General features: G+C 73.4%; 20 protein-coding genes. 6 read left to right on the top strand and 14 right to left on the bottom strand.

The window, feature by feature from the left end; translation table 11 throughout:
• Positions 1-7 precede the first annotated feature (7 nt).
• Complete coding sequence (locus tag ACL02O_RS10910; RefSeq protein WP_412817884.1) at positions 8-652, bottom strand: ferritin-like fold-containing protein; 645 nt, start codon at positions 650-652, stop codon at positions 8-10.
• A 303-nt stretch (positions 653-955) separates the two neighbouring features.
• On the opposite strand from ACL02O_RS10910, the gene ACL02O_RS10905 reads away from it, so the two are divergent.
• Both ACL02O_RS10905 and ACL02O_RS10900 read left to right on the top strand, forming a co-directional pair.
• Entirely contained in the window at positions 956-2,611 is a 1,656-nt protein-coding gene (locus ACL02O_RS10905; protein WP_412817883.1) for a DEAD/DEAH box helicase, read from the top strand.
• Positions 2,612-2,943: 332 nt separating this feature from the next.
• A complete protein-coding gene (locus tag ACL02O_RS10900) occupies positions 2,944-4,137 on the top strand; it encodes a class I SAM-dependent methyltransferase (RefSeq protein WP_412817882.1) in 1,194 nt (397 codons plus the stop codon).
• Here the strand turns inward: ACL02O_RS10900 and ACL02O_RS10895 are convergent.
• Positions 4,134-4,526, bottom strand: coding sequence for a hypothetical protein (locus tag ACL02O_RS10895; protein WP_412817881.1), 393 nt, complete (start codon positions 4,524-4,526; stop codon positions 4,134-4,136). The two genes, ACL02O_RS10900 and ACL02O_RS10895, sit on opposite strands and share 4 nt — an antisense overlap.
• Positions 4,527-4,703: 177 nt before the next feature.
• Here ACL02O_RS10895 and ACL02O_RS10890 point away from each other — a divergent pair, with 177 nt between their 5' ends.
• Positions 4,704-5,123 carry a helix-turn-helix domain-containing protein gene (locus tag ACL02O_RS10890; protein ID WP_123243735.1) on the top strand — a complete coding sequence of 140 codons (420 nt, stop codon included), beginning with the start codon at positions 4,704-4,706 and terminating at the stop codon, positions 5,121-5,123.
• Positions 5,124-5,129: 6 nt separating this feature from the next.
• Here ACL02O_RS10890 and ACL02O_RS10885 read toward each other — a convergent pair whose 3' ends face one another.
• From ACL02O_RS10885 to ACL02O_RS10870, 4 genes are all read right to left on the bottom strand, one after another.
• Positions 5,130-6,110 (bottom strand): hypothetical protein, encoded by a 981-nt coding sequence (locus ACL02O_RS10885; RefSeq protein WP_412817880.1) that lies wholly within the window; start codon positions 6,108-6,110, stop codon positions 5,130-5,132.
• The gene (locus ACL02O_RS10880; RefSeq protein ID WP_412817879.1) at positions 6,103-6,333 is read right to left on the bottom strand and encodes a heavy-metal-associated domain-containing protein; all 231 of its coding nucleotides are present in this window, start codon (positions 6,331-6,333) and stop codon (positions 6,103-6,105) included. Before ACL02O_RS10880 ends, ACL02O_RS10885 begins: the two co-directional genes overlap by 8 nt.
• A gap of 107 nt (positions 6,334-6,440) precedes the next feature.
• A complete protein-coding gene (locus tag ACL02O_RS10875; RefSeq protein WP_412817878.1) occupies positions 6,441-8,561 on the bottom strand; it encodes a RecQ family ATP-dependent DNA helicase in 2,121 nt (706 codons plus the stop codon).
• 46 nt (positions 8,562-8,607) lie between these two features.
• Positions 8,608-10,386 carry a BTAD domain-containing putative transcriptional regulator gene (locus ACL02O_RS10870; protein WP_412817877.1) on the bottom strand — a complete coding sequence of 593 codons (1,779 nt, stop codon included), beginning with the start codon at positions 10,384-10,386 and terminating at the stop codon, positions 8,608-8,610.
• A gap of 144 nt (positions 10,387-10,530) precedes the next feature.
• Here ACL02O_RS10870 and ACL02O_RS10865 point away from each other — a divergent pair, with 144 nt between their 5' ends.
• Complete coding sequence (locus ACL02O_RS10865) at positions 10,531-11,352, top strand: hypothetical protein (protein WP_412817876.1); 822 nt, start codon at positions 10,531-10,533, stop codon at positions 11,350-11,352.
• Positions 11,353-11,409: 57 nt separating this feature from the next.
• Here ACL02O_RS10865 and ACL02O_RS10860 read toward each other — a convergent pair whose 3' ends face one another.
• From ACL02O_RS10860 to ACL02O_RS10830, 7 genes are all read right to left on the bottom strand, one after another.
• Positions 11,410-12,156, bottom strand: a complete 747-nt coding sequence (locus tag ACL02O_RS10860; protein WP_412817875.1) for an SDR family NAD(P)-dependent oxidoreductase — start codon at positions 12,154-12,156, stop codon at positions 11,410-11,412.
• 82 nt (positions 12,157-12,238) lie between these two features.
• Positions 12,239-13,357, bottom strand: coding sequence for a branched-chain amino acid ABC transporter permease (locus tag ACL02O_RS10855; protein WP_412817874.1), 1,119 nt, complete (start codon positions 13,355-13,357; stop codon positions 12,239-12,241).
• Positions 13,354-14,244: a branched-chain amino acid ABC transporter permease gene (locus tag ACL02O_RS10850; RefSeq protein ID WP_412817873.1), complete on the bottom strand. Its 891-nt coding sequence runs from the start codon at positions 14,242-14,244 to the stop codon at positions 13,354-13,356. Before ACL02O_RS10850 ends, ACL02O_RS10855 begins: the two co-directional genes overlap by 4 nt.
• Positions 14,241-15,029: an ABC transporter ATP-binding protein gene (locus ACL02O_RS10845; protein WP_412817872.1), complete on the bottom strand. Its 789-nt coding sequence runs from the start codon at positions 15,027-15,029 to the stop codon at positions 14,241-14,243. The genes ACL02O_RS10850 and ACL02O_RS10845 overlap by 4 nt, the downstream gene beginning before the upstream one ends.
• 55 nt (positions 15,030-15,084) lie before the next feature.
• The gene (locus ACL02O_RS10840; RefSeq protein WP_412817871.1) at positions 15,085-15,828 is read right to left on the bottom strand and encodes an ABC transporter ATP-binding protein; all 744 of its coding nucleotides are present in this window, start codon (positions 15,826-15,828) and stop codon (positions 15,085-15,087) included.
• Between the two features lie 3 nt (positions 15,829-15,831).
• Positions 15,832-17,034: a substrate-binding domain-containing protein gene (locus tag ACL02O_RS10835; protein ID WP_412817870.1), complete on the bottom strand. Its 1,203-nt coding sequence runs from the start codon at positions 17,032-17,034 to the stop codon at positions 15,832-15,834.
• Between the two features lie 889 nt (positions 17,035-17,923).
• Positions 17,924-19,039, bottom strand: coding sequence for a glycerophosphodiester phosphodiesterase (locus ACL02O_RS10830; protein ID WP_412817869.1), 1,116 nt, complete (start codon positions 19,037-19,039; stop codon positions 17,924-17,926).
• 106 nt (positions 19,040-19,145) lie between these two features.
• Between ACL02O_RS10830 and ACL02O_RS10825 the strand changes: the two genes are divergently transcribed.
• Positions 19,146-20,480: a TrkH family potassium uptake protein gene (locus ACL02O_RS10825; RefSeq protein ID WP_412817868.1), complete on the top strand. Its 1,335-nt coding sequence runs from the start codon at positions 19,146-19,148 to the stop codon at positions 20,478-20,480.
• Positions 20,470-21,138, top strand: a complete 669-nt coding sequence (locus ACL02O_RS10820) for a potassium channel family protein (protein ID WP_412817867.1) — start codon at positions 20,470-20,472, stop codon at positions 21,136-21,138. Before ACL02O_RS10825 ends, ACL02O_RS10820 begins: the two co-directional genes overlap by 11 nt.
• A gap of 47 nt (positions 21,139-21,185) precedes the next feature.
• Here the strand turns inward: ACL02O_RS10820 and ACL02O_RS10815 are convergent, their stop codons facing one another.
• Positions 21,186-22,769, bottom strand: a complete 1,584-nt coding sequence (locus ACL02O_RS10815; RefSeq protein ID WP_412817866.1) for a protein kinase domain-containing protein — start codon at positions 22,767-22,769, stop codon at positions 21,186-21,188.
• Positions 22,770-22,777: the final 8 nt, after the last annotated feature.

The following is a 22,777-nucleotide window of genomic DNA, read 5'->3' as shown; positions in this document are numbered from 1 at the left end:
GCCGGGATCAGTTGTTCAGCCCCGCGGCGGTCATCCGCGCGGTGTGCGCGTCGGTCAGCCGCCGGAACAGCGCCGGCACGTCCACGCCCTCCCGGCGGGCGATCAGCGCGGTGAGCGCGCCCCGGTCCGCGGCGGCGACCCGCCCGGCCTGGGACAGCGCCTCCCCGACCAGCCGCCGCGCCCACATGGAGAGCCGGTTGGTCACCCGGGGGTCGACCTCGATGGCCGTCCGGATCTCGGCGGCCGCGAACTCGGCGTACCGCGAGTCGTGCAGCACGTCGAGGATGAGCTGGCGGTCCGGCCCGTCCAGCCCGTCGGCGATCTCCCGCAGGAAGTCGTCGGTGATCGCGTCCCCCACGTACGCCTTGGTCACCGCCTCCGGCCAGTCCCTCGGCTCGGTCGAGTCGTGGTACGCCTCCAGCGCCGCGGCGTACGGGGCCATGGCCTCGTCGGGCGTCTCGCCGAGGACGGCGATCCGGTCGGCGATCCACCGGTAGTGCGCGATCTCGGCGGCGGCCATCTCGCACAGCGCCGCCCGACGGCGCAGGTCGGGGGCCAGCCGGGCGTCGGCGGCGAGCCGGTCGAAGGCGAGCAGCTCGCCGTACGCGACGAGGCCGAGCAGGTCGATCACGGCGGGATCGGGGGCGGGCACGAGCGCAGGCTACCGTCCGTCCGGTCACCCGGACCGCCCCGCCGATCTGTGGCCCAGGTCACACCAATTACCCCCGGATGTGGGCCCGTCACCGGAATCGGGGCTGCCGAGGGGTGGTTCAGGTAGGATGAGACAGTTGCCGTGGGCACCGATTGGTTCAGATCACCTGATCAGCACCGGTCCACGGCGCGCGTGCGGCCCGGTCCGGCTCGGCGTTCCGCCCCCGACCGTGTGGCCCGCGCCATACCGATCGCGCCCTGAGGACCAGAGGGGCGCACCACGAGAGGGCACCCCCACATCCATATGAGCGAGCAGACTCAAGGCCAGCCGCTGGCCGCCACCGCTCCGGTCCGTCCGGAGGCTCCCACCTTCGCCGCGCTCGGCGCCCGCCAGGAGACCGTCGAGGCCCTGGCCGCCGCCGGCATCACCCGCGCCTTCGCCATCCAGGAGTACGCGCTGCCGATCGCGCTGCGCGGCGTCGACCTGATCGGCCAGGCGCCGACCGGCACCGGCAAGACCCTCGGCTTCGGCATCCCGCTGCTGGAGCGGGTCTTCGCCCCGTCCGAGGGCGGCGACGGTGTGCCGCAGGCACTGGTCGTCGTCCCGACCCGCGAGCTGGGCCTCCAGGTCGCCAAGGACCTGGACGCCGCCGGCAGCACCCGCGGCGTGCGCGTGCTGCCGATCTACGGCGGTGTGGCGTACGAGCCGCAGATCGAGGCGCTGCGCAAGGGCGTCGAGATCCTGGTCGGCACCCCGGGCCGGCTGCTGGACCTGGCCAAGCAGAAGCACCTGCGACTGGACCGGGTGCACGCGCTGGTGCTCGACGAGGCGGACCGGATGCTCGACCTGGGCTTCCTGGACGATGTCGAGAAGATCCTGGCGATGCTGCCGGAGGACCGGCAGACGATGCTCTTCTCGGCCACCATGCCGGACCCGATCGTCGCGCTGTCCCGGCGCTTCCTGCGCCACCCGATCACCATCCACGCCGGGCACACCGCCGAGACCGGCCCGAACCCGCAGACCAAGCAGCTGGCCTACCGCACCCACTCGCTCAACAAGATCGAGATCGTGGCGCGGATCCTTCAGGCGGAGGGGCGGGGCCTGACCATGATCTTCACCCGCACCAAGCGGGCCGCCGACCGGGTGGCCGAGGACCTCGACTTCCGCGGCTTCGCCGTCGCCGCCGTCCACGGTGACCTGGGGCAGGGTGCCCGGGAGCGGGCGCTGCGCGCGTTCCGCGCCGGCAAGATCGACACCCTGGTCGCCACCGACGTGGCCGCCCGGGGCATCGACGTCACCGGCGTCACCCACGTCATCAACTACGACTGCCCCGAGGACCAGGACACCTACACCCACCGGATCGGTCGTACCGGCCGGGCCGGGGCGACGGGTGTCGCGGTGACCTTCGTCGACTGGGACGACGTCCCGCGTTGGCGGATCATCGACAAGACCCTGGGCCTCGACATGCCCGAGCCGCCGGAGACGTACCACACCTCCGCCCACCTCTACACCGACCTGGACATCTCCCGGGAGGTGACCGGCACCCTGCCGACGGCCGAGCGCACCCGCGCCGGGCTGTCCGCGGAGGCCGAGGAGGACCTGGGCGGCGGCCGCTCCCGGCGGGGCGAGCGCGGCGGACGGCGCGGCGACGGCCGGGGCCGGGAGCGCCGCCGGGGCCGTGGGGGCGACGCCGCCACGACGCCCACCGACGGGGACGACACCGCCACCGGGGCGGCCGAGGGCACGCGGACGCCGCGTCGCCGCCGGCGCCGCCGGGCCGGCGAGGTCGTCGCCGGTGACCAGCCGGCCACGCTGACCTCCACCGAAGGTGGCGCCGAGGCGTCCGCGCCCGCCGGCGCCGAGGGCGAGTCGGCGGCCAAGCCGCGCCGCCGCCGGCGCCGCCGTGGTGGCGGTGGTGGTTCGGGCACCGGTACGCCGGCCGAAGCCACCACCGACTGAACCCTCGCGGGACCCCGCCATCCCTCGTGCCGCCACTTCGGGCACGAGGGATGGCTTTCGCGTCGCCCCCGGCCCGGACCGGAATGACGGCGGGCACGACGCCCGGCGGCAGAGACATCTGTTCACGCCTTTGCTCTGCTGCCGCCCGCGCAACAATTTCGACCCGCCGGTGTCGCCTCCGCTGCAGCAGAGCAAAGGCGGTGGCGGTGGCGGTGTGGATGCCGCCCGGGGAAGCGGGGGCGCCACGGTCGGCGGGCCGGGCGGCGGACCGCGACAGAACAACCAGGGCCGGCCGGGGACGGCAGGCCGACGGCCGGAAGGATGATGGAACGGTGCCGGAACCGTTGGACGCCGCGCTGACCGAGGTGCGGGCGCTGCTGCTCGACCCCGCCCTGACCCGGGCGGTCGCCGCCGGCCGGCGGCGTGGGCAGCGCCCCTCGGTGGTCCGGGCCGAGCTGCGCCCGGTCACCCTCAAGGCCGGCCGCCGGCTGCAGATCTCCACCTCGGACGGTTCCCGGCCGTACACCCGGAACGTGGCAGCGGGCGCGGAGGCCGGCGCGGCGGTCGACGAACTGCTCGCCGAACCCTTCGGCAACTGGCACGTCGAGACCGCCGACACCACACTCCAGCTCCGGGTGACCAAGTCGGGCGAGGCGCAGGTGCACCGGGCGGCGGCGAGCCGGCCGGCGCCGGAGCCGGGCGGTCACGACCGGGCCAAGGACTGGCTGCTCGACCCGGGCGACCCGCTCTTCGCCGAGATCGGCGGCTCGGCGGCCAAGCGCCGCCAGGTGGACGCGTTCCTGCGCGCGCTGGCGGCCACCCTGCCGGACGACCTGGCCGGGCCACTGCGCGTGGTCGACCTCGGCTGCGGCAACGCGTACCTGACCTTCGCCGCTTACCGCTACCTGACCCGGCGCGGGCTGGACGTCGAACTCGTCGGCGTGGACGTCCGGGAGGACCAGCGCCGGCGCAACACCGAACTGGCCGAGCGGCTGGGCTGGGCCGACCGGGTGTGGTTCGTGGCCGGCAGCATCGCCGAGGCGGTCGTCGAGCCGGCCCCCGACCTGGTGCTCGCACTGCACGCCTGCGACACCGCGACCGACGAGGCGCTGGCCCGGGCGGTCCGGTGGGGGGCCCGCTGGGTGCTGGCCGCGCCGTGCTGCCACCACGACCTGGCGGCCCAGCTGCGGTCCCGGCCGGCACCCGCGCCGTACGAGCTGCTCACCCGGCAGGGCATCCTGCGCGAGCGGTTCGCGGACGTGCTCACCGACGCGCTGCGGGCGGGGCTGCTCCGGCTGCACGGGTACCGGACCGAGGTGGTGGAGTTCGTCGACTCCGCCCACACCCCACGCAACCTGCTGATCCGGGCCCGCCGGAGCGGTGGCGCGCCGACCGACGGGCAGCGGGCCGAGTACCGGGAGCTGGTCGACCAGTGGGGCGTCACGCCCCGGCTGGCGACACTGCTCGCGGCGCCGGCACCGGAGCCGGCGGCGATGGCGGTGGCGGTGGCGGTGGAGCGCGCCTAGCGGCGCCGGTCGCGCTGCCGCCGCTCGACACCGGCGGACCACTCGTCGTCGAGCACAGTCGGGAAGGGCACCACCTTGGCCGGCTGCTCCGCGTTTCCGGCGGCGGTGAACGCGTTCCACGAGATGTCGACCAGCAGCCGCCTGAGTTCGGCGTGCCGGAGTGCGGCGTTGCGCTGGAGCGCCAGGCGGACCCCGAGCGCCACGCCGACCAGGGTGAAGGTGACGGCGAAGGAGGCCGCGAGGACGTGCGCCCCGGTCGCCCCCTCGGTGGTGAGCACCAGCACCAGCAGCCAGATCCAGCAGCCGAGAGCGAACACGGCCGCCTGGGCGACGAAGAAGAGGCTGACCGCCCCCGGGCGGTACGGCACCGGACGGCTGGACTCGGACATCCTGCTCCTCGTCGTCGAGTGGGCGGCGATCCACCCACTGTAGTTGACTCGGGACAAGTAAACCGGTCCCGGCCATGGGACCTTCCGACCGATCAGTCAGTTACTTCCGCGTCCGGTCGTACTACCCTCGTAGGCGCACCGTCCGGTGCTCCGGCCGGGAAGGATGACCCCACAGGGATGGGTTCGGCAGACGTTTCGCCACAGATGGCCTTCGCGCGCTTCGTCCGGCGCGCCATCGATGATGCCCGCGAGGAGCGTGGCTGGACGGTGACCGACCTGGCCACGCACACCGGCGTGGGGCGGTCCACCGTGTTCCGGTGGCTGGCCGGCGACTGGCAGGACTACCCCGAACTGGCCAAGGTGCGCGGCTTCTGCGCCGCCCTCGACCTGCCGGTGGCCGCCGCCTTCCGCGCCCTCGGCCTGCCCGACGCCGGTCCGGTCCCCCGCCGCCGTGGCGGCGAGGACGCCCCGGTGGAGGCGGACGTCCGGGTCATCCTGGAGCGGCTCGCCGATCCGACGGTGCCCGCCGAGGAGAAGCACCACATCCGCGACCTGCTGCGCTACCTGGCCCGCCGGCCGGTCCGCCGGGCCGGCTGACGAGGCTCAGTCGACGGCCAGGGTGAACTCGGCGGTGCGCACCACGCCGCCGACCTTGAAGTCCAGGAAAATCCGGTAGCGGCCCGGCCCGGGCACGGTCGTCCAGAACGTCACGGTGCCCGGCTCGGCCTGCGGCCCGGGGTGCACGTGCAGGTAGCCGAGGTCCCCCTCGCGCAGCGCCACCAGGTGCCCGTACGCGCCGAGGTAGCGCTCCAGCGGGGCCGGCGCGCCGCCGGCGGTGACGGTGAACCGCACCGGCACCGTGTCCCCCGGCTTCGGGGTGCCCTGGTACCCGACGGTGAACCCGTCGACCGTCGTCGAGGTGGCCGGGGCCGGCAGCGGCCGGGGTGCGTACGGGCCCGCGGCGGCCAGGTCGGCGCCGAGGGTGACCGCGGTCTGCCGGCCGTCGTCGGCGACCGCGGTGAAGTCGGCGTACGCCCGCCAGACACCCGACTGCGGCAGGGTCAGCGGCACCGACCAGGTGCCGTCCGCCGCCATCGTCGGGTGCAGGTGCTGGTAGCCGGTGAGGTCACGGCGCACCACGATCAGGTGCATCGGCTTGTCGTGCACGACAGCGAACCGGGTGACGGGGCGGCGCCGCTCGTCCCGGATCCGGAACCGCAGCTCACCGGCCCGGCCGACGGCGAAGTCCACGGCCGACGGGGCCATCGTGAAGCCGCCGGAGCTGATCGAGAGGCCGGCCGCGTCCGCGCCGTCGGCCTGGGTGACGTCGGCCCCGCCGTGCGAGTGCGCCCCGGTGCCCGGGGCGTGGGTGTGCCCGGCGGCCGCCGGGACCCCACCGGACGCGGCGGTCGGCGGCGGGTTCAGCCGGCCGAGGCCGAAGCCCAGCAGCACGGCGAGTACCAGCCCGCCCACCACCAGGGCGAGCCGTAGCGTGCCCCGGTCCACCCCGACGGGCGCGCCGGGGCCGGCGGGCAGGTCCCCGCCGGGCGGCGACTCCACCACGGCGGACGGCGACTCAGGCAACGCCGCCGGTCAGTTCGTAGCCCGCCTCGTCGACGGCGGCCCGGACGGACTCGACCGGCAGCGGCTCGCGGCTGGTGACCGTGGCCGTCCCGGCGGTCAGGTCGACCCGGACCTCCTCGACACCGGGCAGGGCGGACAGCTCCCCGGTCACCGCCCGCACACAGTGTTCGCAGGTCATCCCGGTGACGGCGTACGTCTGGACGACGGTTCGCTGCTCGGTCATACGACCACGGTACCGGCGGCCGGAGTGCCCGCCCGCGGACGGTCCGTGTCGGTGGCGGGTCTCCCACCCCGACCGGCCCGGGAACCCTCCCCGCCGCCCGGACGACCTCAGCCGGCGACCGCGAGCGCCAGCGGCAGGACGTCCGGGGCCCCGACCCGGCGCAGCAGCCGGGCCACCATGGTGAGCGTCCAGCCCGAGTCGACCAGGTCGTCGACGAGCAGCACCGGCCCGTCCAGCCCGGCCAGGGCCTCGGCCAGCTCGTCGGGAACGTCGAAGGCGTCGTGCAGCGCGCGTACCCGCTGGGCGCTGTTGCCGCGCGGCCCGCCACCGGTGGGCGGGCCGGTCGGGACGACCCGGCCGAGCAGCGGCAGCCGGCCCACCGCGGCGATCCGCTCGGCGAGCGAACCGACCAGCGCCGGGTGGCTGCGGGAGCCGACGGCGACCACCCCGACCGGCCGGCGCGGCCACGGGTCGTCGCCGTGCGCCCAGGCCTTCAACACCTCGACCACGGCCGCGGCCACGTCGTCGGGGACCGGGCCGTCCGCCGCCTCCGGCCCGACCAGACCGCGCAGCCGCCCACCCCAGCCCAGGTCGGACAGCCGCCCCACAGCCCGTCCGGGCAGCGCCTGCTCCGCCGGCGGGATGCGCCCCTTCAGGGGTACGCCCACCGCGTCGAGGCCGGTCGGCCAGAGCTTCTTGGGCGGGATCGCCACCCCGGGGCGGCCGAGGAAGGTCTGCGCGGCGCCCAGCGCGGCGTCGGACACCTCGGCGGTGAACAGCGGGCCGGCGCAGTTGTCGCAGCGGCCGCAGTCGTCCGCCCCGGCGTCGTCCAGGCACTCCCGCAGGTACCGCATCCGGCAGGCGGACGTGGTCGCGTATTCCCGCATGGCCTGCTGCTCGGCGGTGCGCGCCTGGGCGACGCGGCGCAACCGGGCCTCGTCGTAGACCCAGGGCGCGCCGGTGGCGAGCCAGCCGCCGCGGACCCGGCGGACCGCGCCGTCCACGTCGAGCACCTTGAGCATCAGCTCCAGCCGGGCCCGGCGCAGATCGACGATCGGTTCGAGCGCCTGGGTGGAGATCGGCCGGTCCGGGTGCAGCGCGGCGAGCACCGCCCGGACCTGCTCCTCGGGCGGGAAGGCCAGCGAGGCGAAGTAGCGCCAGATCGCCGCGTCCTCCACGCCGGGCAGCAGCAGCACCTCGGCGTGCTCGACGGCCCGGCCGGCCCGGCCGACCTGCTGGTAGTAGGCGATCGGCGAGGGTGGCGCGCCGAGGTGCACCACGAAACCGAGGTCCGGCTTGTCGAAGCCCATGCCGAGGGCGCTGGTGGCGACCAGCGCCTTGATCTTGTTGTCGAGAAGGTCCTGCTCGGCCGCGCGCCGGTCGGCGTCCTCGGCCTGCCCGGTGTACGCGGCCACGGACCAGCCCCGGGCGCGCAGGAACTCGGCCGTCTCGCCGGCGGCAGCGACGGTGAGCGTGTAGATGATCCCGGAGCCGGGGAGCCGGTCCAGGTGGTCGGCGAGCCAGCCCAGCCGGTGCGCCGGGCTGGGCAGGTCGACCACGCCGAGCCGCAGCGATTCCCGGTCCAGGGTGCCCCGCAGCACCAGGGCGTCGCCCAACTGCTCGGCCACGTCCTGGGTGACCCGGGCGTTGGCGGTGGCGGTGGTGGCCAGCACCGGCGTCCGCTCGGGCAGCTCGGCGAGGAAGGTCCGCAGCCGGCGGTAGTCCGGCCGGAAGTCGTGCCCCCAATCGGAGACGCAGTGCGCCTCGTCCACCACCAGCAGCCCGGTGGTGGCGGCCAGCTTCGGCAGCACGCCGTCCCGGAAGTCCGGGTTGTTGAGCCGTTCCGGGCTGATCAGCAGCACGTCGACCGCCCCGGCGTGGATCTCGGCGGTGATCTCGTCCCACTCGTCCAGGTTGGCGGAGTTGATGCTGCGGGCCCGGATGCCGGCGCGGGCGGCCGACTCGACCTGGTTACGCATCAACGCCAGCAGCGGCGAGACGATCACGGTCGGGCCGTGCTCGCCCCCCTCCCGGAGCAGCGCGGTGGCAACGAAGTAGACCGCCGACTTGCCCCAGCCGGTGCGCTGCACGCAGAGCACCCGGCGCCGGTCCACGACCAGCGCCTCGATGGCCCGCCACTGGTCGTCGCGGAGCCGGGCGTGCGCACCCGCCAGCCGCCGCAGTACCGCTTCGGCCCGCTCCCGCACGGCCCCTCGATCCTGGCTCATCCGGCATTTCTACCAGGCATCCGGCCGCCGGCCGGGATCACGAGGGTCAGGCCGGGGGCGGGGGCGGCGGCAGGAAGACGAGGATCTCGCGCAGGGCATCGGTCACCGTCGGCGGCAACATGCAGCGCGTCGCCAGGTCCTCCATCGAGGTGTACGGGCCGCGCAGCCAGCGGTCCGTGATCACCTGCTGGTACTGCGGCGGCCGCAGCCCGGGCAGCGTACCGATCACCGATTCGGAAACAGCGTTGATGTCGATCAGCCCGCCGTCGTCGAAGGTCCGCGGCAGGTCGGGGCGGCCGATCCGCAGGTCGTGCCGGGCTGTCGGGTGGTGGTGCAGCAGGAACCGGGCCTGCTCCCGCAGCAGCCGGCGATCCCCCGCCCGGCGGTGGCCCTGGCCGGTGACCAACGCCCACACGCGGCGGTTGAGCAGGAGCACGTGCAGGGCGCCGCCGAGCCAGGCGACGACCATGCCGAGCAGCGAAAGCATCTCCAGGTCAGTCGCCTCGACCTCGGAGTCGACGTCGGCGAAGGCCGCCACGAACCCGACGACCAGCGTCAGATAGCAGGCGGCGGTCAGCGCGGTACGCCAACTCTGCCGCCAGGCGGCGTAGACCGCGAGGACCAGCCAGGTCAGGAAGCCGAAGGTGAGGATCGTCGTGGCCAGCCCGAGGACCGTGCCGGTGACGCTCAGCCAGTGCGGCGCCTGCCGGGGACGGAGACGGGTGGTGACCGGCGGCGGGAAGATCGGCGGCACCCCGCCGTAGGCCGGAGGCAGGCCGGGCGGCGCGGCGGGCAGAGCCGGTGGGATCGGCGCGGTCGACGGGATCGGCGCGGTCGGCGGAGTCGGCGGAGTCGAGGGGTTCGGCGCGGTCGGCGCGGTCGGCGGAGTCGGCGCGGTCGGCGGAGTCGAGGGGTTCGGCGCGGTCGAGGGGTTCGGCGCGGCGGTGACCGCCGCCGGGGCGGTCTCCGCGCGCGGGGCGGGCAGCGTCGGCGGCCGGTCCACCGTCTGCCCGGGCGGATTCAGCGCCGGGTCCGAGCGCAGCATCCGCCCGTGCAGTTCCTGGAGCACCTCGCCCGGCTCGATGCCGTACTCCTCGCGGAGCAGCCCGGCGAACTCCCGGTAGGCGGCCAGTGCCTCCGCCTGCCGCCCGCTGCGGTACAGCGCCAGCATGAGCTGCTGGCGCAGCCGTTCCCGGACCGGGAACTCGCGGACCAGTTCGACCAGCTCGCCGACCAGTTCGCCGTACCGGCCGCCGGCCAGCTCCAGCTCGGCCCGGGTCTCCAGGGCGACGGCGCGCAGTTCCACCAGCCGGTGCCGGGCGGCCTCGAAGAACGGACCGGTGAAGCCGGTGAACGGCTCCCCCTGCCACAGGTCCAGGGCGGCGGTCAGCTCCGCCAGCGCCTCGGGCGTACGCCCCGCCGCGTGCCCCTGCCGCGCCCGGTGCACCCCGCGCTCGAAGCGGACCGCGTCCACCGCCTCCGGTGGCACCCGCAGCAGGTACCCGGCGTCGGTCAGGGTCAGCACCTGACCCGGCGTGCGCGGCGACCGCTCGGGTTCCAGCACCCGGCGCAGCCCGGCGACGTACTTCTGCACCACGTTGGGGCCGTTCGCGGGCGGCTCCTCCGGCCAGACCGCGTCGACGATCTGCCCGGTGGGTACCGGACGGCCCGCGGAGAGCAGCAGCACGGCCAGCACCGCCCGCTGCTTGCCGGGGCCGAGGTCGAGCGGGCGGTCGGCGTACCAGGCGCGCTGGGGACCGAGGAGCGCGAACCGCGGCGACGGCTCGGACGGGCTCGGGCCCGTCGGCACCTGCGTTCCTGACATGCGAGTTTCCGCTCCTGACACCCCCGGATATGGCCGGACGCCGGGGCCCGGCAGTCGGACGGCAGCATATCGGCAGCCGAACCGCCGTGACGGGCAGCAGCATCGTCGTCGGCAGAGGCTACGGAAGCGAGAAAGAGAACAGCGATGACACAGGCAACCGGCAGCACCGGCACCGTCCGACGGACGATGGGCACGGTCGCGGCCGTGCTGGCCGCCACCGCCCTGCTCGGCGGTTGCGGGCCGAAGACCGACCCGGCCGCCGCGCCGGGCAGCGGCCCGGCCGCCAGCCCGAGCACCGACCCGAAGCAGGCGCTCCTCGCCGCGGTCCCCGACGAGAGCGTGGGCGCCTTCCGGTTCTCCGGCAAGGACTCGTCCGGTGACCTGAGCGGGCGGATCGACCCGGCCGCGAAGGCCATGGAGATGAACATGGCCGCGCCACCCGACAAGGACGGCATCACCACGAAGATGTCGTTCCTGATCATCGAGGACAAGGTCTGGATGAAGGCGAAGTTCAGCGGTCACCCGGGCCTGCCGAAGTTCCCGGACAAGTGGATGGCGCTGGACAAGGCCAAGCTCACCGACGGCGACGGCGTGCCGACCTACGACGGCGCGGACCAGGGCAACGCCGGGCCGCTTCTCGACGCGGCGACCTCCGTCGAGCAGCAGGGCCCCGGGAAGTACGCCGGGTTCATCGACGTGACCGGCGGCGAGGCGGCCAAGGCGCTGGACGACGGTGAGGCGGCCGCGCTCGGTGAGGCCGGCAAGCACGTGCCCTTCACCGCGCAGGTGGGGCCGGACGGGCACCTCACCTCGCTGGTGCTGTCGATGCCGGCCGCCGGGAAGCAGAAGGCGTACCGGTACGTCGTGACCTACGCCGACTTCGGCGGCACGCCGAAGATCACCGAGCCGACCGGGAGCGCGGTGACCAAGGCGCCGGCTCTGGCGTACGAGCTGTTGAACAACTGATCCCCGGCGAGGAGGGGGCGGCGGCCGCACGGGGGGCCGCCGTCCCCTCCTCGCGCCTCAGCGGCCGAGGACCGAGCCGCCGTTGACCCCGAGGACCTGGCCGGTGACGTAGCCGGCGGCGGGGCTGGCCAGGTAGCGGACGGCCGCCGCGATGTCGTCCGGCTCGCCGGCCCGGCCGACCAGGGTGGCCGCGACCCGCTTGGCGTGCCCCTCCGGCGTCATCCGGTCGCCGAAGAACTCGGTCTCGGCGACGTACCCCGGGCTGATCACGTTGACCGTGATCTGGTCCGGGCCGAGCTGGGTGGCCAGGTCGTACGCCCAGCCGTGCAGCGCCGCCTTGGCCGCCGAGTACGGCCCGGCGCCGCCCCGTTGGGCGGCGATCGAGCTGATCAGGAGCACCCGGCCGCCGGGCCGGCGCAGGGCGGGCAGCAGCGCCTCGGTGAGCAGCACGGCGGTGAGCACGTTGGCGTCCAGGTTGGCCCGCCACCAGGCCGCCACGTCGACCAGGGTGTCCGTCGGTCCGCCCAGGTAGCCGCCGGCGTTGTTGACCACGGCGTCGACGGGCCGCTCCCCCACCGCCTCGACCACCCCGGCGAGTTGGGCCGGGTCGGTCAGGTCGGCGGTCACCGCGCTGACCGCCTCCGGCTGCCCGCACTCGGCTCCGATCCGCGACGCGGTGTCCAGCAGCACGTCGGCCCGCCGTCCCACGATCAACACGTCGTACCCGTCGGCGACGAGCCCCCGTGCCACGGCCGCCCCGATCCCCGTCCCGCCGCCACTGACCACCGCGAACCGCTCGCCCATGCGCTTTCCTTCCTCATTGATCAAGGAGTTTGCGTCATCCTACGGCGGAATCCTGACGCAAACTCCTTGATCGACAGGGCGGTCAGCGGCGGCCGGGCAGGGCGGACAGGAGGGGGTGCAGGCGGGTGCGGAGGCTGGCCAGGCCGCCCGGGAAGAAGTAGACGGCCAGGATGAAGACGGTGCCGAGGACGAACAGGGGCTGGGACAGCGGGTGGCTGAGGAACGCCGGGAGGCTGTTCACCGCGTCGCTGGTGCCGAACGCGGTCAGCCGGTGGTCCAGGTACATGTACAGGATGCCGCCGAGCACCGGACCCCAGCGGGTGCCCGGACCGCCCAGCACCACCATCACCAGCAGCGACAGGGTCAGCTCGGACGACGTCACGTGCGGGCTGGCGCCACCGACGATCAGGCAGTAGACCACCCCGGCGCCGCTCGCCAGGCCGCCCGCCAGGGTGAACGCGACCAGCTTGAACCGGTACGGGTCGAGCCCGAGCACACCGATCCGCCGCTCGTCGTCGCGCAGGCCGGCCAGCACCCGCCCGGTCGGCGAGCCGCTCACCCGGTGCACCACGAAGACCACCAGCGCCAGGTACGCCAGCGCCAGCCAGTACAGGTTCACCGTGTTGGCGACCCCGACCAGCGCCGGCGGCAGTCCGGAAACGTCCAGCGGCAGCCCCTCCTCGCCACCGGTCCAGCCGCCGAAGTTCCGGGCCACCAGGATCGCGCCGACCTGGGCGAAGGCGAGCGTCACCATGGCGAAGGCGATGCCGACCGTCCGCAGCGCCACCGCGCCGAGCAGCGCGGCGAGGATCGTCCCGCCGACGACGGTGAACAGCGCGGCCTGCCACAGCGGCAGCCCGAACTTGGTGATCAGGATGTCGGTGCCGTAGACGCCGGCGGCGAAGTAGAGGGCGTGCCCGAAGGAGAGCATCCCGGTCCGCCCGAACAGCAGGTCGTAGCCGGCGGCCAGGCCACCGAAGACCAGGCAGATGGCGAGCAGTTGCAGCGTGCCCGGCGAGTTCAGCGGCCCGTCGAAGACGCCCGGCAGGGTGAGCGTCGAGTACGGCACGATCGCCGCCACCACCAGGGCGACCAGCGGGGCGTACGGGCGCAGCCCGTGCCAGCGGGCGGGCCCGGGGGTCAGCTCGTCGGGCACCTGCGCGGCCGGCGCCGCGACCTCGGGACTCTTGACCTCGGTCATGCGTGAGCCACCTTTCCGGCCAGGCCCTGCGGGCGCAGCAGCAGCACCACGGCGAGCAGACCGACCACGCAGACGTCGCCCAGCCCGGACGTGCCGTAGTAGTTGACGAACTGTTGCAGCAGCCCCACCACGACCGCCGCGTACGCGGACCCGACCACCGAGCCCATCCCGCCGATCACCACCACGATGAACGCGAAGATCAGCAGCGAGCCGCCCTGCCCGGGCGAGACGGTGCCGAAGTAGACGCCGCCGAGCGCGCCGGCCAGCGCGGCGGCCGCCCCGCCGATCGCGAAGACCAGGGTGAACGCCTTGCGCACGTCGATGCCGAGCGCGGTGACCATCTCCCGGTTCTCCACCCCGGCGCGGATGACCAGGCCGTACCGGGTGAAGCGGAGGAAGGCGAGCAGCGCGCCGAGCACCAGCACCGCGGCGACGATCAGCAGCAGCCCCGCGTTCGGCACCTTCGCGCCGAGGATCGAGGTCACGTCCCGGGTCCACCCGGGACGCGGGAACGTCCGCGCGTCGGCGCCCCAGGTGGCCTGGAGCAGCGCCACCCCGGCCAGCGAGAGGCCCACGGTGACCAGCACCTGCTCGATGGTGCGGGAGTAGAGCGGACGGATCAGGACCAGCTCGACCAGCACCGCGACCAGCGCCCCGGCGAGCACGCCGAAGGCGACCGCCAGCACGAACCCGAACCCGTCAGGGCCGGCCCCGGGCAGGTTGCCGGCCGCCCACCAGGTGGCGTACGCGCCGACGCCGAGGAACAGGCCGTGCGCGAAGTTGAGCACGTCGGCCAGGCCGAAGACGAGGGACAGGCCGGACGCGACCAGGAAGTAGAGGGCGGCCAGGCCGAGCCCGGTCAGGGCCAGCAGGATCACCGTGCTCACCGCCGGGCCTCCTTCGCGGTCGCGGGGGCGCTGTCCGCCGATGCGGCCCGGGGACTCGGGGCGTGTCCGTCCCCCGACCCGACGCCCAGTAGTGACTTGGTCAGCGCCGTCTCCAGCAGCAGTTCCTGGGCGTCGCCCGTCCAGGCGACCTTGCCGGTGGAGAGCACCACCGCGTCGCGGGCCAGCCGGCGCACCACGGCCAGGTTCTGCTCGACCAGCAGCACCGGCACGGACTCGGCCACCCGCTCCAGCACCTCGGCCACCTCGGTCACCACCTTCGGCGCCAACCCCTTGGTCGGCTCGTCGACCAGCAGCAGCCGGTTGTCGTTGAGCAGCACACGGCCGATCGCGAGCATCTGCTGCTGCCCGCCGGAGAGCGAGCCGGCCCGTTGCCGTCCGCGCCGGTCCAGCTCCGGGAAGAGCGCGAAGACCTTGTCGTACGCCGGGGTGGTGCCCCGCCGTTCGGCGAGCCGCAGGTTCTCCGCGACGGTGAGCCCGGCGAAGACGCAGCGGTCCTCCGGCACGTAGCCGAGGCCGCCGCGGACCAGCCGGTGGGTGGGGCGGGCCAGTAGGCTCTGCGCGCCCATCCGGATGGTGCCGCGCACCTCGCCGTTGCGGGGGGTGAGGCCGACGATCGCGCGCAGCGTGGTGGTCTTGCCGACGCCGTTGCGGCCGAGCAGCACGGTCACCCCGGTCGGCGCGACGTCGAACGACACCCCTTGGAGGATGTGCAGCCCGGCGATCCGCACCGACAGGTCCTCCACCGAAAGGATCGGTTCGGTCACTGTGCCATCTCCGTTCGCGACTGCGGGGCGCGCAAACCCGGCTCACTCCTCGCGCTCACAGCGACTCCCCGAGGTACGCCTCCTGCACGGTGGCGTTGGCCATCACCGTGTCCGGGGTGTCGCAGGCCAGCAGCGCGCCGTGGTGCATCACGGCGATCCGGTCGGCCAGCTCCAGGATCACGTCCATGTGGTGCTCCACCATGAGCACCGACCGGCCGCTGTCCCCGGTCAGCGACCTGATGACGCTGACCAGTTCGGGCACGTCCTCGGCGCTGACCCCGGCCATCGGCTCGTCGAGCAGCATCACCCGGGGCTCCCCGGCGAGCAGCAGGGCGATCTCCAGCTTCCGCTTCTCGCCGTGGGCCAGGGTGCCCGCGAGGGCCGTACCCCGGTGGTGGAGGCCGACCCGGTCGAGCGCCGCGTCGGCGGCGGCGGCCACCTCCCGGTCGGCCGCCGCCCGCCGCCACAGCTTCATCGAGCCACCCCGGTGCGCCTGTACGGCGAGCCGGACGTTCTCCCGCACCGTCAGCGAGCCGAAGACCGAGGACGCCTGGAAGGTGCGCCCCAGGCCGAGCCGGGCCCGCCGGTGCGGGGGCAGGGCGGTGACGTCCGCCCCGTCCAGCAGGACCCGGCCGTCGGTGGGCCGGCGCAGGCCGGTGATCAGGTTGAACAGTGAGGTCTTGCCGGCGCCGTTCGGCCCGATCACGCCGAGGAACTCCCCGGGCGCCAGGTCGAGATAGACGGAGTCGACGATGGCGACCTCACCGATCCGCCAGGTCAGACCGCGGGTGGCGAGCACGTGTCAGCCCTTCATCTGGGTGACCGGCGGCGCGGTCTCGTCACCGGTCAGGGTCTTCACCGCGGTGGCCGTGTACGAGGTGCCGCTGCCGGACAGCTTGGCCTGGTACATCGGCTGGAGCAGCGCGTGGTCCTCGGCGCGGATGGTCATCTGACCCTTGACGCCGTCGAACTGCCAGCCCTCCAGCGCCTTGATCATCTTGTCCACGTCGTCGCCGCCCTCCTGTGCGGCACGGACGACCATCTGGGCGGCGGCGAAGCCGTCCGGGTGGAACAGGTCGAGCGTGCCACCCGGGATCTTGGCCTTGGCGGCCTTGGCGGCGTCGGTGTCGCTGGCGCCGTCGAAGTAGTGCGACAGGAAAGAGATCTTGCTGCCGGCGGCGCCGAAGGTGGGCCAGGTGGCGCGGATGTCCAGGCCGGTGACGACCGTGGTGGAGGAGAGGACGCCCTGCTGGTCGAGGGTCTGCCACATGGCCGGACCGGTGGTGCCGGCCCAGGCGACGAAGAGCAGGTCCGGCTTGGCGGCCTTGATCTGGCTGGCGAACGGGGTGAACTCGGTGGCGCTGGCCGGGGCCCGGACGCTGCTCACGGTCGCGCCGGCGCCGCCGATGACGTTCTTGACGGCGGCCTCGTTCGCGTCGCCGAACGCGCCGTCCTGGGCGAACACGACGACCTTCTTGCCGTTGGCGTCGCCGATGAAGGACTTGGCGGTCACCACGTCCTGGTACGACTGCCGGCCGGACCGGAACGTGTACTTGTTCGCCCCGGTCACCCCGTCGGTGGCGGCCGGCCCGGAGATGAACAGGACCTTGTTCTGCGCGGCGATCGGGGCGACCTGGAGCGCCACCCCGGAGGAGGTGGAGCCGGCGATGATCTTCGTGCCCTTGCCGATCAGGTCCTTGGCTGCGGAGACCGCCTTGGCCGGGTCGCCCGCGTCGTCGACCTCGGTCAGCTCGATCTTCCGGTCACCGACCTTGCCGGTGCCCTTGGTGGCGTAGTCGAGGCCGGCCTTGAAGCCCTCGATGTACTGCTTGCCGTAGCTGGCCAGCGGACCGGACTGGGAATACACCAGACCGACCTTCACCGGCGCGGCGTCGCCGCCGCCGGAGGCGGTGTCCTGCGGGCTGCCACAGGCGGTGGCGGCGAGCGCGGCCGCCATCACCGTGGCGGCGGAAAGGAACACCCGCCGCGTGTGCCGGATCGTCATTACGACTCCAGGTGGGGACAGGGGGATTGTCAGTTGTCGGCTCACGCTAGAAGTGACGTCACCCACGGGCTATGTGGCCGAAACACACAAGTAATCGACGTAGGGTGGCCCGCCGTTACAACCGCCCGCCAGCCGTGGGTGCCACCCCCACCTCCGGTGGCCGTGGGCACCACCGCCCGGGGTGCCGCTGTGTCGCGCCGCGCCACCGCCTGAGCCGGAACAGGTCGAGCACGTTACGCACCTGCACCCTCCTCGCCAGATCTACGAGCCCTGTCCCTGCTGCGCGACCGTGAATTGATCACCGGTCAGCCGGGCCGTGGCACCTACGTCGCCGAGCGCCCCGGCAGTAGGTCCTTCGCTCGCTACGAACTTGATGTCGTGAACGACTCACGTCCGGGGCGGGCTGTCCGCCAAGATCGCGCTCAGCCCGGAAAGTGTGGCCTGCTCGGAACTCGGACCCCACAACTTCCGGGTTGGAACACGATCTTGACGAGGCGCCCCGCCGATCAGCTCCGCACCACCGAGTGTTTCCCACCCGCCGCGGCATGCCCGGCCGGGCGCATACCGGCTGAGTCGGCTGTGACGTCAACTTCAAAGGCAGCCAGGGGACGGCCGCAGGGTCCCGCGGTGGGTTGACCACGAAGCTGCCCAGCGGATGCTCCGTCCGGCCCCGGCGCGTGGGTCGCACCGGCCGCCGGCCGGACGCGCCCTCCCCGGGGCCGATCCGTTCACGTCATCAAGTTCGTAGCGGCGCGCGAACCTTACCGGCCGCACAGCCGGCGCGCCGACGGCGGGGACGCGTCGTGGGGTGTCCAGACACAGCCGGACACCCCACGTCGAAGCAGCAGCACCGCGCCGGGAACCAGGCCGCCCCGGCGGCGCACGCCGGTCAGCGGCCCGCGCGGGCCGCCACGGCGGTGTCCGGCTGGTCGGCGAAGGCGCCGTCCAGCCCGAGGCCGAAGAAGAGCTCGTACTCGGCCGTGATGTCGCCCCGGGCGTTCGGATCGGCGCCGATCCGGAAGTCGGCCGGAAGGAACTGGTTCTCGGCGCGGAAGGTCCAGGCGTGCACGAGCAGCTTCTCCCGGTGCGCGTCCCGGATCACGGTGGTCGGCGCGAGCAGCCTGCCGGCCGCGTCCCGGGGCACGATGAGGTTCTTGTTCACCCCGATGCCGTCGGCGTACCCGGCCACCCAGCGCAGGCCCGCCGCGGTGGCCAGGTCGGCATAGGTCCGCGGGTCACCGGCGGCGGCGAAGTCGTACGGCCGGCCCGCGGCGTCCATCAGCTGGATCAGTCGCACGTCGATCATGCGGTCGAGCTTGCGCAGGTTGGCCGTCTCGAAGCTCTGGATGAAGACCGGGTCGCCGCGGTGGGTCAGCTTGTTGGCCCGCAGCGTCGCCACCAGCGGCTCCTCCAGCGACAGGCCGATCGAGGCGAAGTAGCTGGGGTGCTTGGTCTCCGGGTAGACGCCGATGGTCCGGCCCCGCGCCTTCGACTCGGTCCGGACCAGGTCGAGGACCTCCTGGAAGGTCGGGATCTCGAACTTCCCGTCGAACGTGGTGTTGGCGGCCCGCACCTGCGGCAGCCGCTCCTTGGCCCGCAGGGTCTTCAGCTCGGCCAGCGTGAAGTCCTCGGTGAACCAGCCGGTGACGGTCACCCCGTCGATGGTCTTCGTCGCCTTCCGGCCGGCGAACTCGGGGTGGGTGGCCACGTCGGTCGTGCCGGAGATCTCGTTCTCGTGCCGGGCGACCAGCACACCGTCCTTCGTCGAGACCAGGTCCGGCTCGATGTAGTCGGCACCCTGGCGGATCGCCAGCCGGTAGGACTCGAGGGTGTGCTCCGGGCGGTAGCCGCTCGCGCCCCGGTGGCCGATCACGAGCGGCCGGTGGGCCGCGTGGGACCGCTCGGCGCCGGTCTCCGGGTCGGCCTGGGCGGCCACGGTCGGCACCACCACGGCCGCCGCGAGCAGGGCGCCGGCCACGCCGAGGGTGGGAAGGGTACGTCGCAACGCCGCCTCCTGTCGTCGATGGGTACGCCCAGCAGACCGGGTCCGGTTGACCGACAGTTGGTCGGTTCCTGACCTGCCGGTGAATCTCCGGACGGAAGATGAGGTGGTGCGCCGCCTGCTCCGTCACCCCGTACGGCTGGTGCCGTTCGGGTTCCTGACGGTGATCCTGGTCGGCACCGTCGTGCTGATGCTGCCCTGGGCGACCAGCGCGCAGCGGTACACCCCCTTCGTCACGGCGCTGTTCACCGCGACCTCGGCCGTCTCGGTCACCGGCATGTCGGTCACCGACACCCCGAACTACTGGAACAGCTTCGGGCTCACGATGATCACCCTGATGACCCAGATCGGCGGCCTGGGCATCCTGACCGGCGCGGCCCTGGTGATCCTGGCGGTGGCCCGGCAGCTCGGCCTGCGCAACCGCCTGCTGGTGCAGGCCGAGACCGCCGAGATCGGCATCGGCGACGTCCGCCGGCTGCTGGTGCGGATCGCCGGGACGGTCTTCGTGACCGAGGCGGTGATGACCGTGGTGATCAGCGGCCGGCTCGCGCTGGCCTACGACTATCCAGCCCGCCGGGCGCTCGGCACCGCCGTCTTCCACTCGGTGGAGGCGTTCAACAACGGCGGCTTCACCCTGTACACGGACGGCCTGGTCGCCTTCGCCCAGGACCCCTGGGTGGCGCTGCCGCTCGCCGCGGGTGCCATCATCGGCGGGCTCGGTTTCCCGGCGCTCTTCGAGGCCGTCCGGGAGTGGCGACGGCCGGCCACGTGGACCATCGCCACCAAGCTGACCATCTGGGGCAGCCTGGTGCTGATCGTCGCTGCCTTCGGCTACCTGCTGATGGCCGAGTGGACCAACCCGTACACCATCGGCACCTACGACACCCCGGGAAAGGTGCTGGCCTCGTTCACCCAGGTCGCGCTCAGCCGCACCGGCGGGTTCGACGTGATCAACGTCGACCGGCTCAGCGAGGAGAGCTACCCGATGCTCATCGTGCTGATGTTCATCGGTGGGGGCAGCGCCAGCACCGCCGGCGGCATCAAGGTCTCCACGTTCTTCCTGCTCGGCTTCGTGATCTGGGCCGAGCTGCGCGGCGAGCCGGACGTGACGGTGGGCGGCCGGCGGGTCGCCACGGCCAGCCAGCGGCAGGCGTTGACCGTGGCCCTGCTCAGCGTGGCGCTGGTCGTCGGCGGCGCGGTCGCGCTGATCCTGCTCACCGAGCATGTGCGCAACTTCGCCGCGGTCTTCGAGGTCACCTCCGCGTTCAGCACCACCGGCCTCTCCGTCGGCCTCGCCCAACGGCTTCCGGAACCCGGTCAGTACGTGCTGATCGCGCTCATGTACATCGGCCGGGTCGGCCCGCTCACCCTCGGGTCGGCGATCGCGTTGAACACCCGGCGACGCCTGTACCGCTACCCGGAGGAGCAACCCATTGTCGGCTAGGGAGACGAAAGAGAGCGGCATCGTGGTGATCGGCCTGGGCCGGTTCGGTTGTCACCTGGCCGGCTCGCTGGTGCAGCTCGACCACGACGTGCTCGCCATCGACCGCAGCGCGGACCGGGTCCAGCGCTGGTCGGCCGAGCTGGACCGGGTGGTGCAGGCGGACTCCACCGAGGAGGGCGCGCTCCGCCAGCTCGGCGTGGGGGACTTCCGACGGGTGGTGGTCGCCATCGGGGCCTCGGTGGAGGCGAGCGTGCTCACCGTGCTGGCCCTGACCGAACTGGGCGTCCCGCAGATATGGGCCCGGGCCACCTCGGAGAAGCACGCGAAGATCCTCGACGCCGTGGGCGCGCACCACGTGATCTTCCCGGAGGCGGAGACCGGCGAGCGGGTCGCGCACCTGATCGTCAGCAAGATGCTGGACTTCATCGAGTTCGACGAGGAGTTCGCCATCGCCAAGGTGCGCGTACCACGGTCGATGGTGGGGCGGACGCTGCACGACCTGACCCCGACGGACCGGTACGGCGTGATGGTGGTCGGTGCGAAGCTCCCCGGCGAGCGGTTCCGCTACGCGCGCCCGGACACGGTGCTAAGCCCCGACAGCGTGCTGATCGTGGAGGGCACCATCACGCAGGTGCAGCGGTTCGCCTCGCTCGGCTGAGCCTCACTTCTTCTTCTTGCCGCCGTGGTCACCCCCCTTCGGTTGCTTCACTTCCCTTTTCCCTTACCGCCCTCCTTGCCCTTGCCGGGTTTCTCGGCCTTGGGCTTCCCGCCGCCACCGCCCGAACTGCCCTTCGGGGTGGTCTTGGTCGGCGGGACGGTGGTCGGCGCCGACCCGGCCACCCCGGAAACCTGCACGCCGCAGGTGCTGTCGCCGACCTTGAACTGCACCGGCAGCGGGTTCCCACCGGTGTAGGCGCCGGTCAGCGACACCTTCCTCGACGCGCCCGGGGCCAGCGCCGGGTCCGTGGCGGGCGGCTGGAGCAGCACCGTGCGCCCCTGCTGGCGGACCTCCGGCTGGGCCGGCGTGACCGTCTGCTTACCGGGGAAGGTGAAGCTCATCGTCCAGTCCCGCAGTTCCCGACCACCCGTGTTGGTCAGGGTGAGGTCGGCGGTGAAGTTCTTACCGGTGTCCCGGCGCAGCACGTAGTCGACCGCGCATGGGGTCGGCTCCGGCAGGGCCATCCGGGCCTGGGTCGGCTCCACCCCGCCGCTGGCCGGGCTCTTCGAGGTCACCCCCCACAGGGTGGCGGTGACCGCGACCAGGCCCACGGCGGCCACCCCAGCCTCCACCTTGCGCCGCCGCGCCACGGCCTTGCGGGTACGGGTGCGGATGGCGGAGAAGGGCAGCGCGTCGGTCGCCGTCGACCAGGGCAGGATGGTCGTCCCCGCGTTCTCCAGCAGCGCCGGGTCGAACCGGCCAAGCGCCGGGGAGACCGGCACGATCGCCGCGATTCCCGCCGCGTCGGCGAGCGTACGCGCCACCTCGGCGGTCGCCGGGCGGTCCTCGGGGCGCTTCGCGAGGCAGCGCCGGACCAGCCCCTCGACCGCATCGGGCAGCCCGACGACCGGGGGCATCGGCTCCGGGTCGTTGTACATGTGCGCCCGCAGCATCTGGGTGGTGGTGCTGGCCTGCCAGGGCAGCCGACCGGTGACCATCCGGTACAGCAGCAGGCCAACCGCGTACACGTCGGTGGCCGGCGAGACCTGACCGTCGTCCAGCCGCTCCGGCGCCAGGTACGCGGGTGTGCCGAGCAGCGCCCCGTCCGGGCCCTTCTCGCTCTCCCCCACCAGCGCCGAGATGCCGAAGTCGACGACCTTCACCCCGGTCGGGGTGAGCATGACGTTGTTCGGGGTCACGTCCCGGTGCACCACGCCGCGGGCGTGCGCGGTGGTCAGCGCCGAGGCCACCTCTGCGCCGATGGTCACCGCCTCCCGCCAGGGCAGCTGCCCGCCGCGGCCGAGCCGGCTGCTCAGCGGGCCGCCGTCGACCAGCTCCATGACCACGTACGGCACGGTCAGCCCGACCTGCTCGGACTCGCCGTAGTCGTACACGTTGGTGATGTTGGGGTGGCACAGCCGCGCGGCGGCCTGCGCCTCGATCCGGATCCGATGCCGGAACGCCTTGTCACTGGCGAGCCGGGAGGCGAGGACCTTGACCGCAACCTGGCGGCCGAGCACCTCGTCGTAACCGCGCCAGACCACCGACATGCCGCCCGCGCCGAGCTGCTCGACCAGCCGGTACCGCTCGCCCAGCAGCTGCGCGCCGCCGTTCCTGATCGCTGCACCCATGGTCGGTC

Origin of the sequence: Micromonospora mangrovicola, assembly GCF_047200535.1 — a bacterium.
Lineage (GTDB): Bacteria > Actinomycetota > Actinomycetes > Mycobacteriales > Micromonosporaceae > Micromonospora.
This window is presented reverse-complemented; position numbering and strand designations above follow the sequence as displayed.

Coding starts and splice junctions, on each gene's coding strand:
- ACL02O_RS10905 (WP_412817883.1), top strand. CDS start 956: ATGAGCGAGCAGACTCAAGGCCAGCCGCTGGCCGCCACCGCTCCGGTC.
- ACL02O_RS10895 (WP_412817881.1), bottom strand. CDS start 4,526: ATGTCCGAGTCCAGCCGTCCGGTGCCGTACCGCCCGGGGGCGGTCAGC.
- ACL02O_RS10890 (WP_123243735.1), top strand. CDS start 4,704: ATGGGTTCGGCAGACGTTTCGCCACAGATGGCCTTCGCGCGCTTCGTC.
- ACL02O_RS10880 (WP_412817879.1), bottom strand. CDS start 6,333: ATGACCGAGCAGCGAACCGTCGTCCAGACGTACGCCGTCACCGGGATG.
- ACL02O_RS10875 (WP_412817878.1), bottom strand. CDS start 8,561: ATGAGCCAGGATCGAGGGGCCGTGCGGGAGCGGGCCGAAGCGGTACTG.
- ACL02O_RS10870 (WP_412817877.1), bottom strand. CDS start 10,386: ATGTCAGGAACGCAGGTGCCGACGGGCCCGAGCCCGTCCGAGCCGTCG.
- ACL02O_RS10865 (WP_412817876.1), top strand. CDS start 10,531: ATGACACAGGCAACCGGCAGCACCGGCACCGTCCGACGGACGATGGGC.
- ACL02O_RS10860 (WP_412817875.1), bottom strand. CDS start 12,156: ATGGGCGAGCGGTTCGCGGTGGTCAGTGGCGGCGGGACGGGGATCGGG.
- ACL02O_RS10855 (WP_412817874.1), bottom strand. CDS start 13,357: ATGACCGAGGTCAAGAGTCCCGAGGTCGCGGCGCCGGCCGCGCAGGTG.
- ACL02O_RS10835 (WP_412817870.1), bottom strand. CDS start 17,034: ATGACGATCCGGCACACGCGGCGGGTGTTCCTTTCCGCCGCCACGGTG.
- ACL02O_RS10815 (WP_412817866.1), bottom strand. CDS start 22,769: ATGGGTGCAGCGATCAGGAACGGCGGCGCGCAGCTGCTGGGCGAGCGG.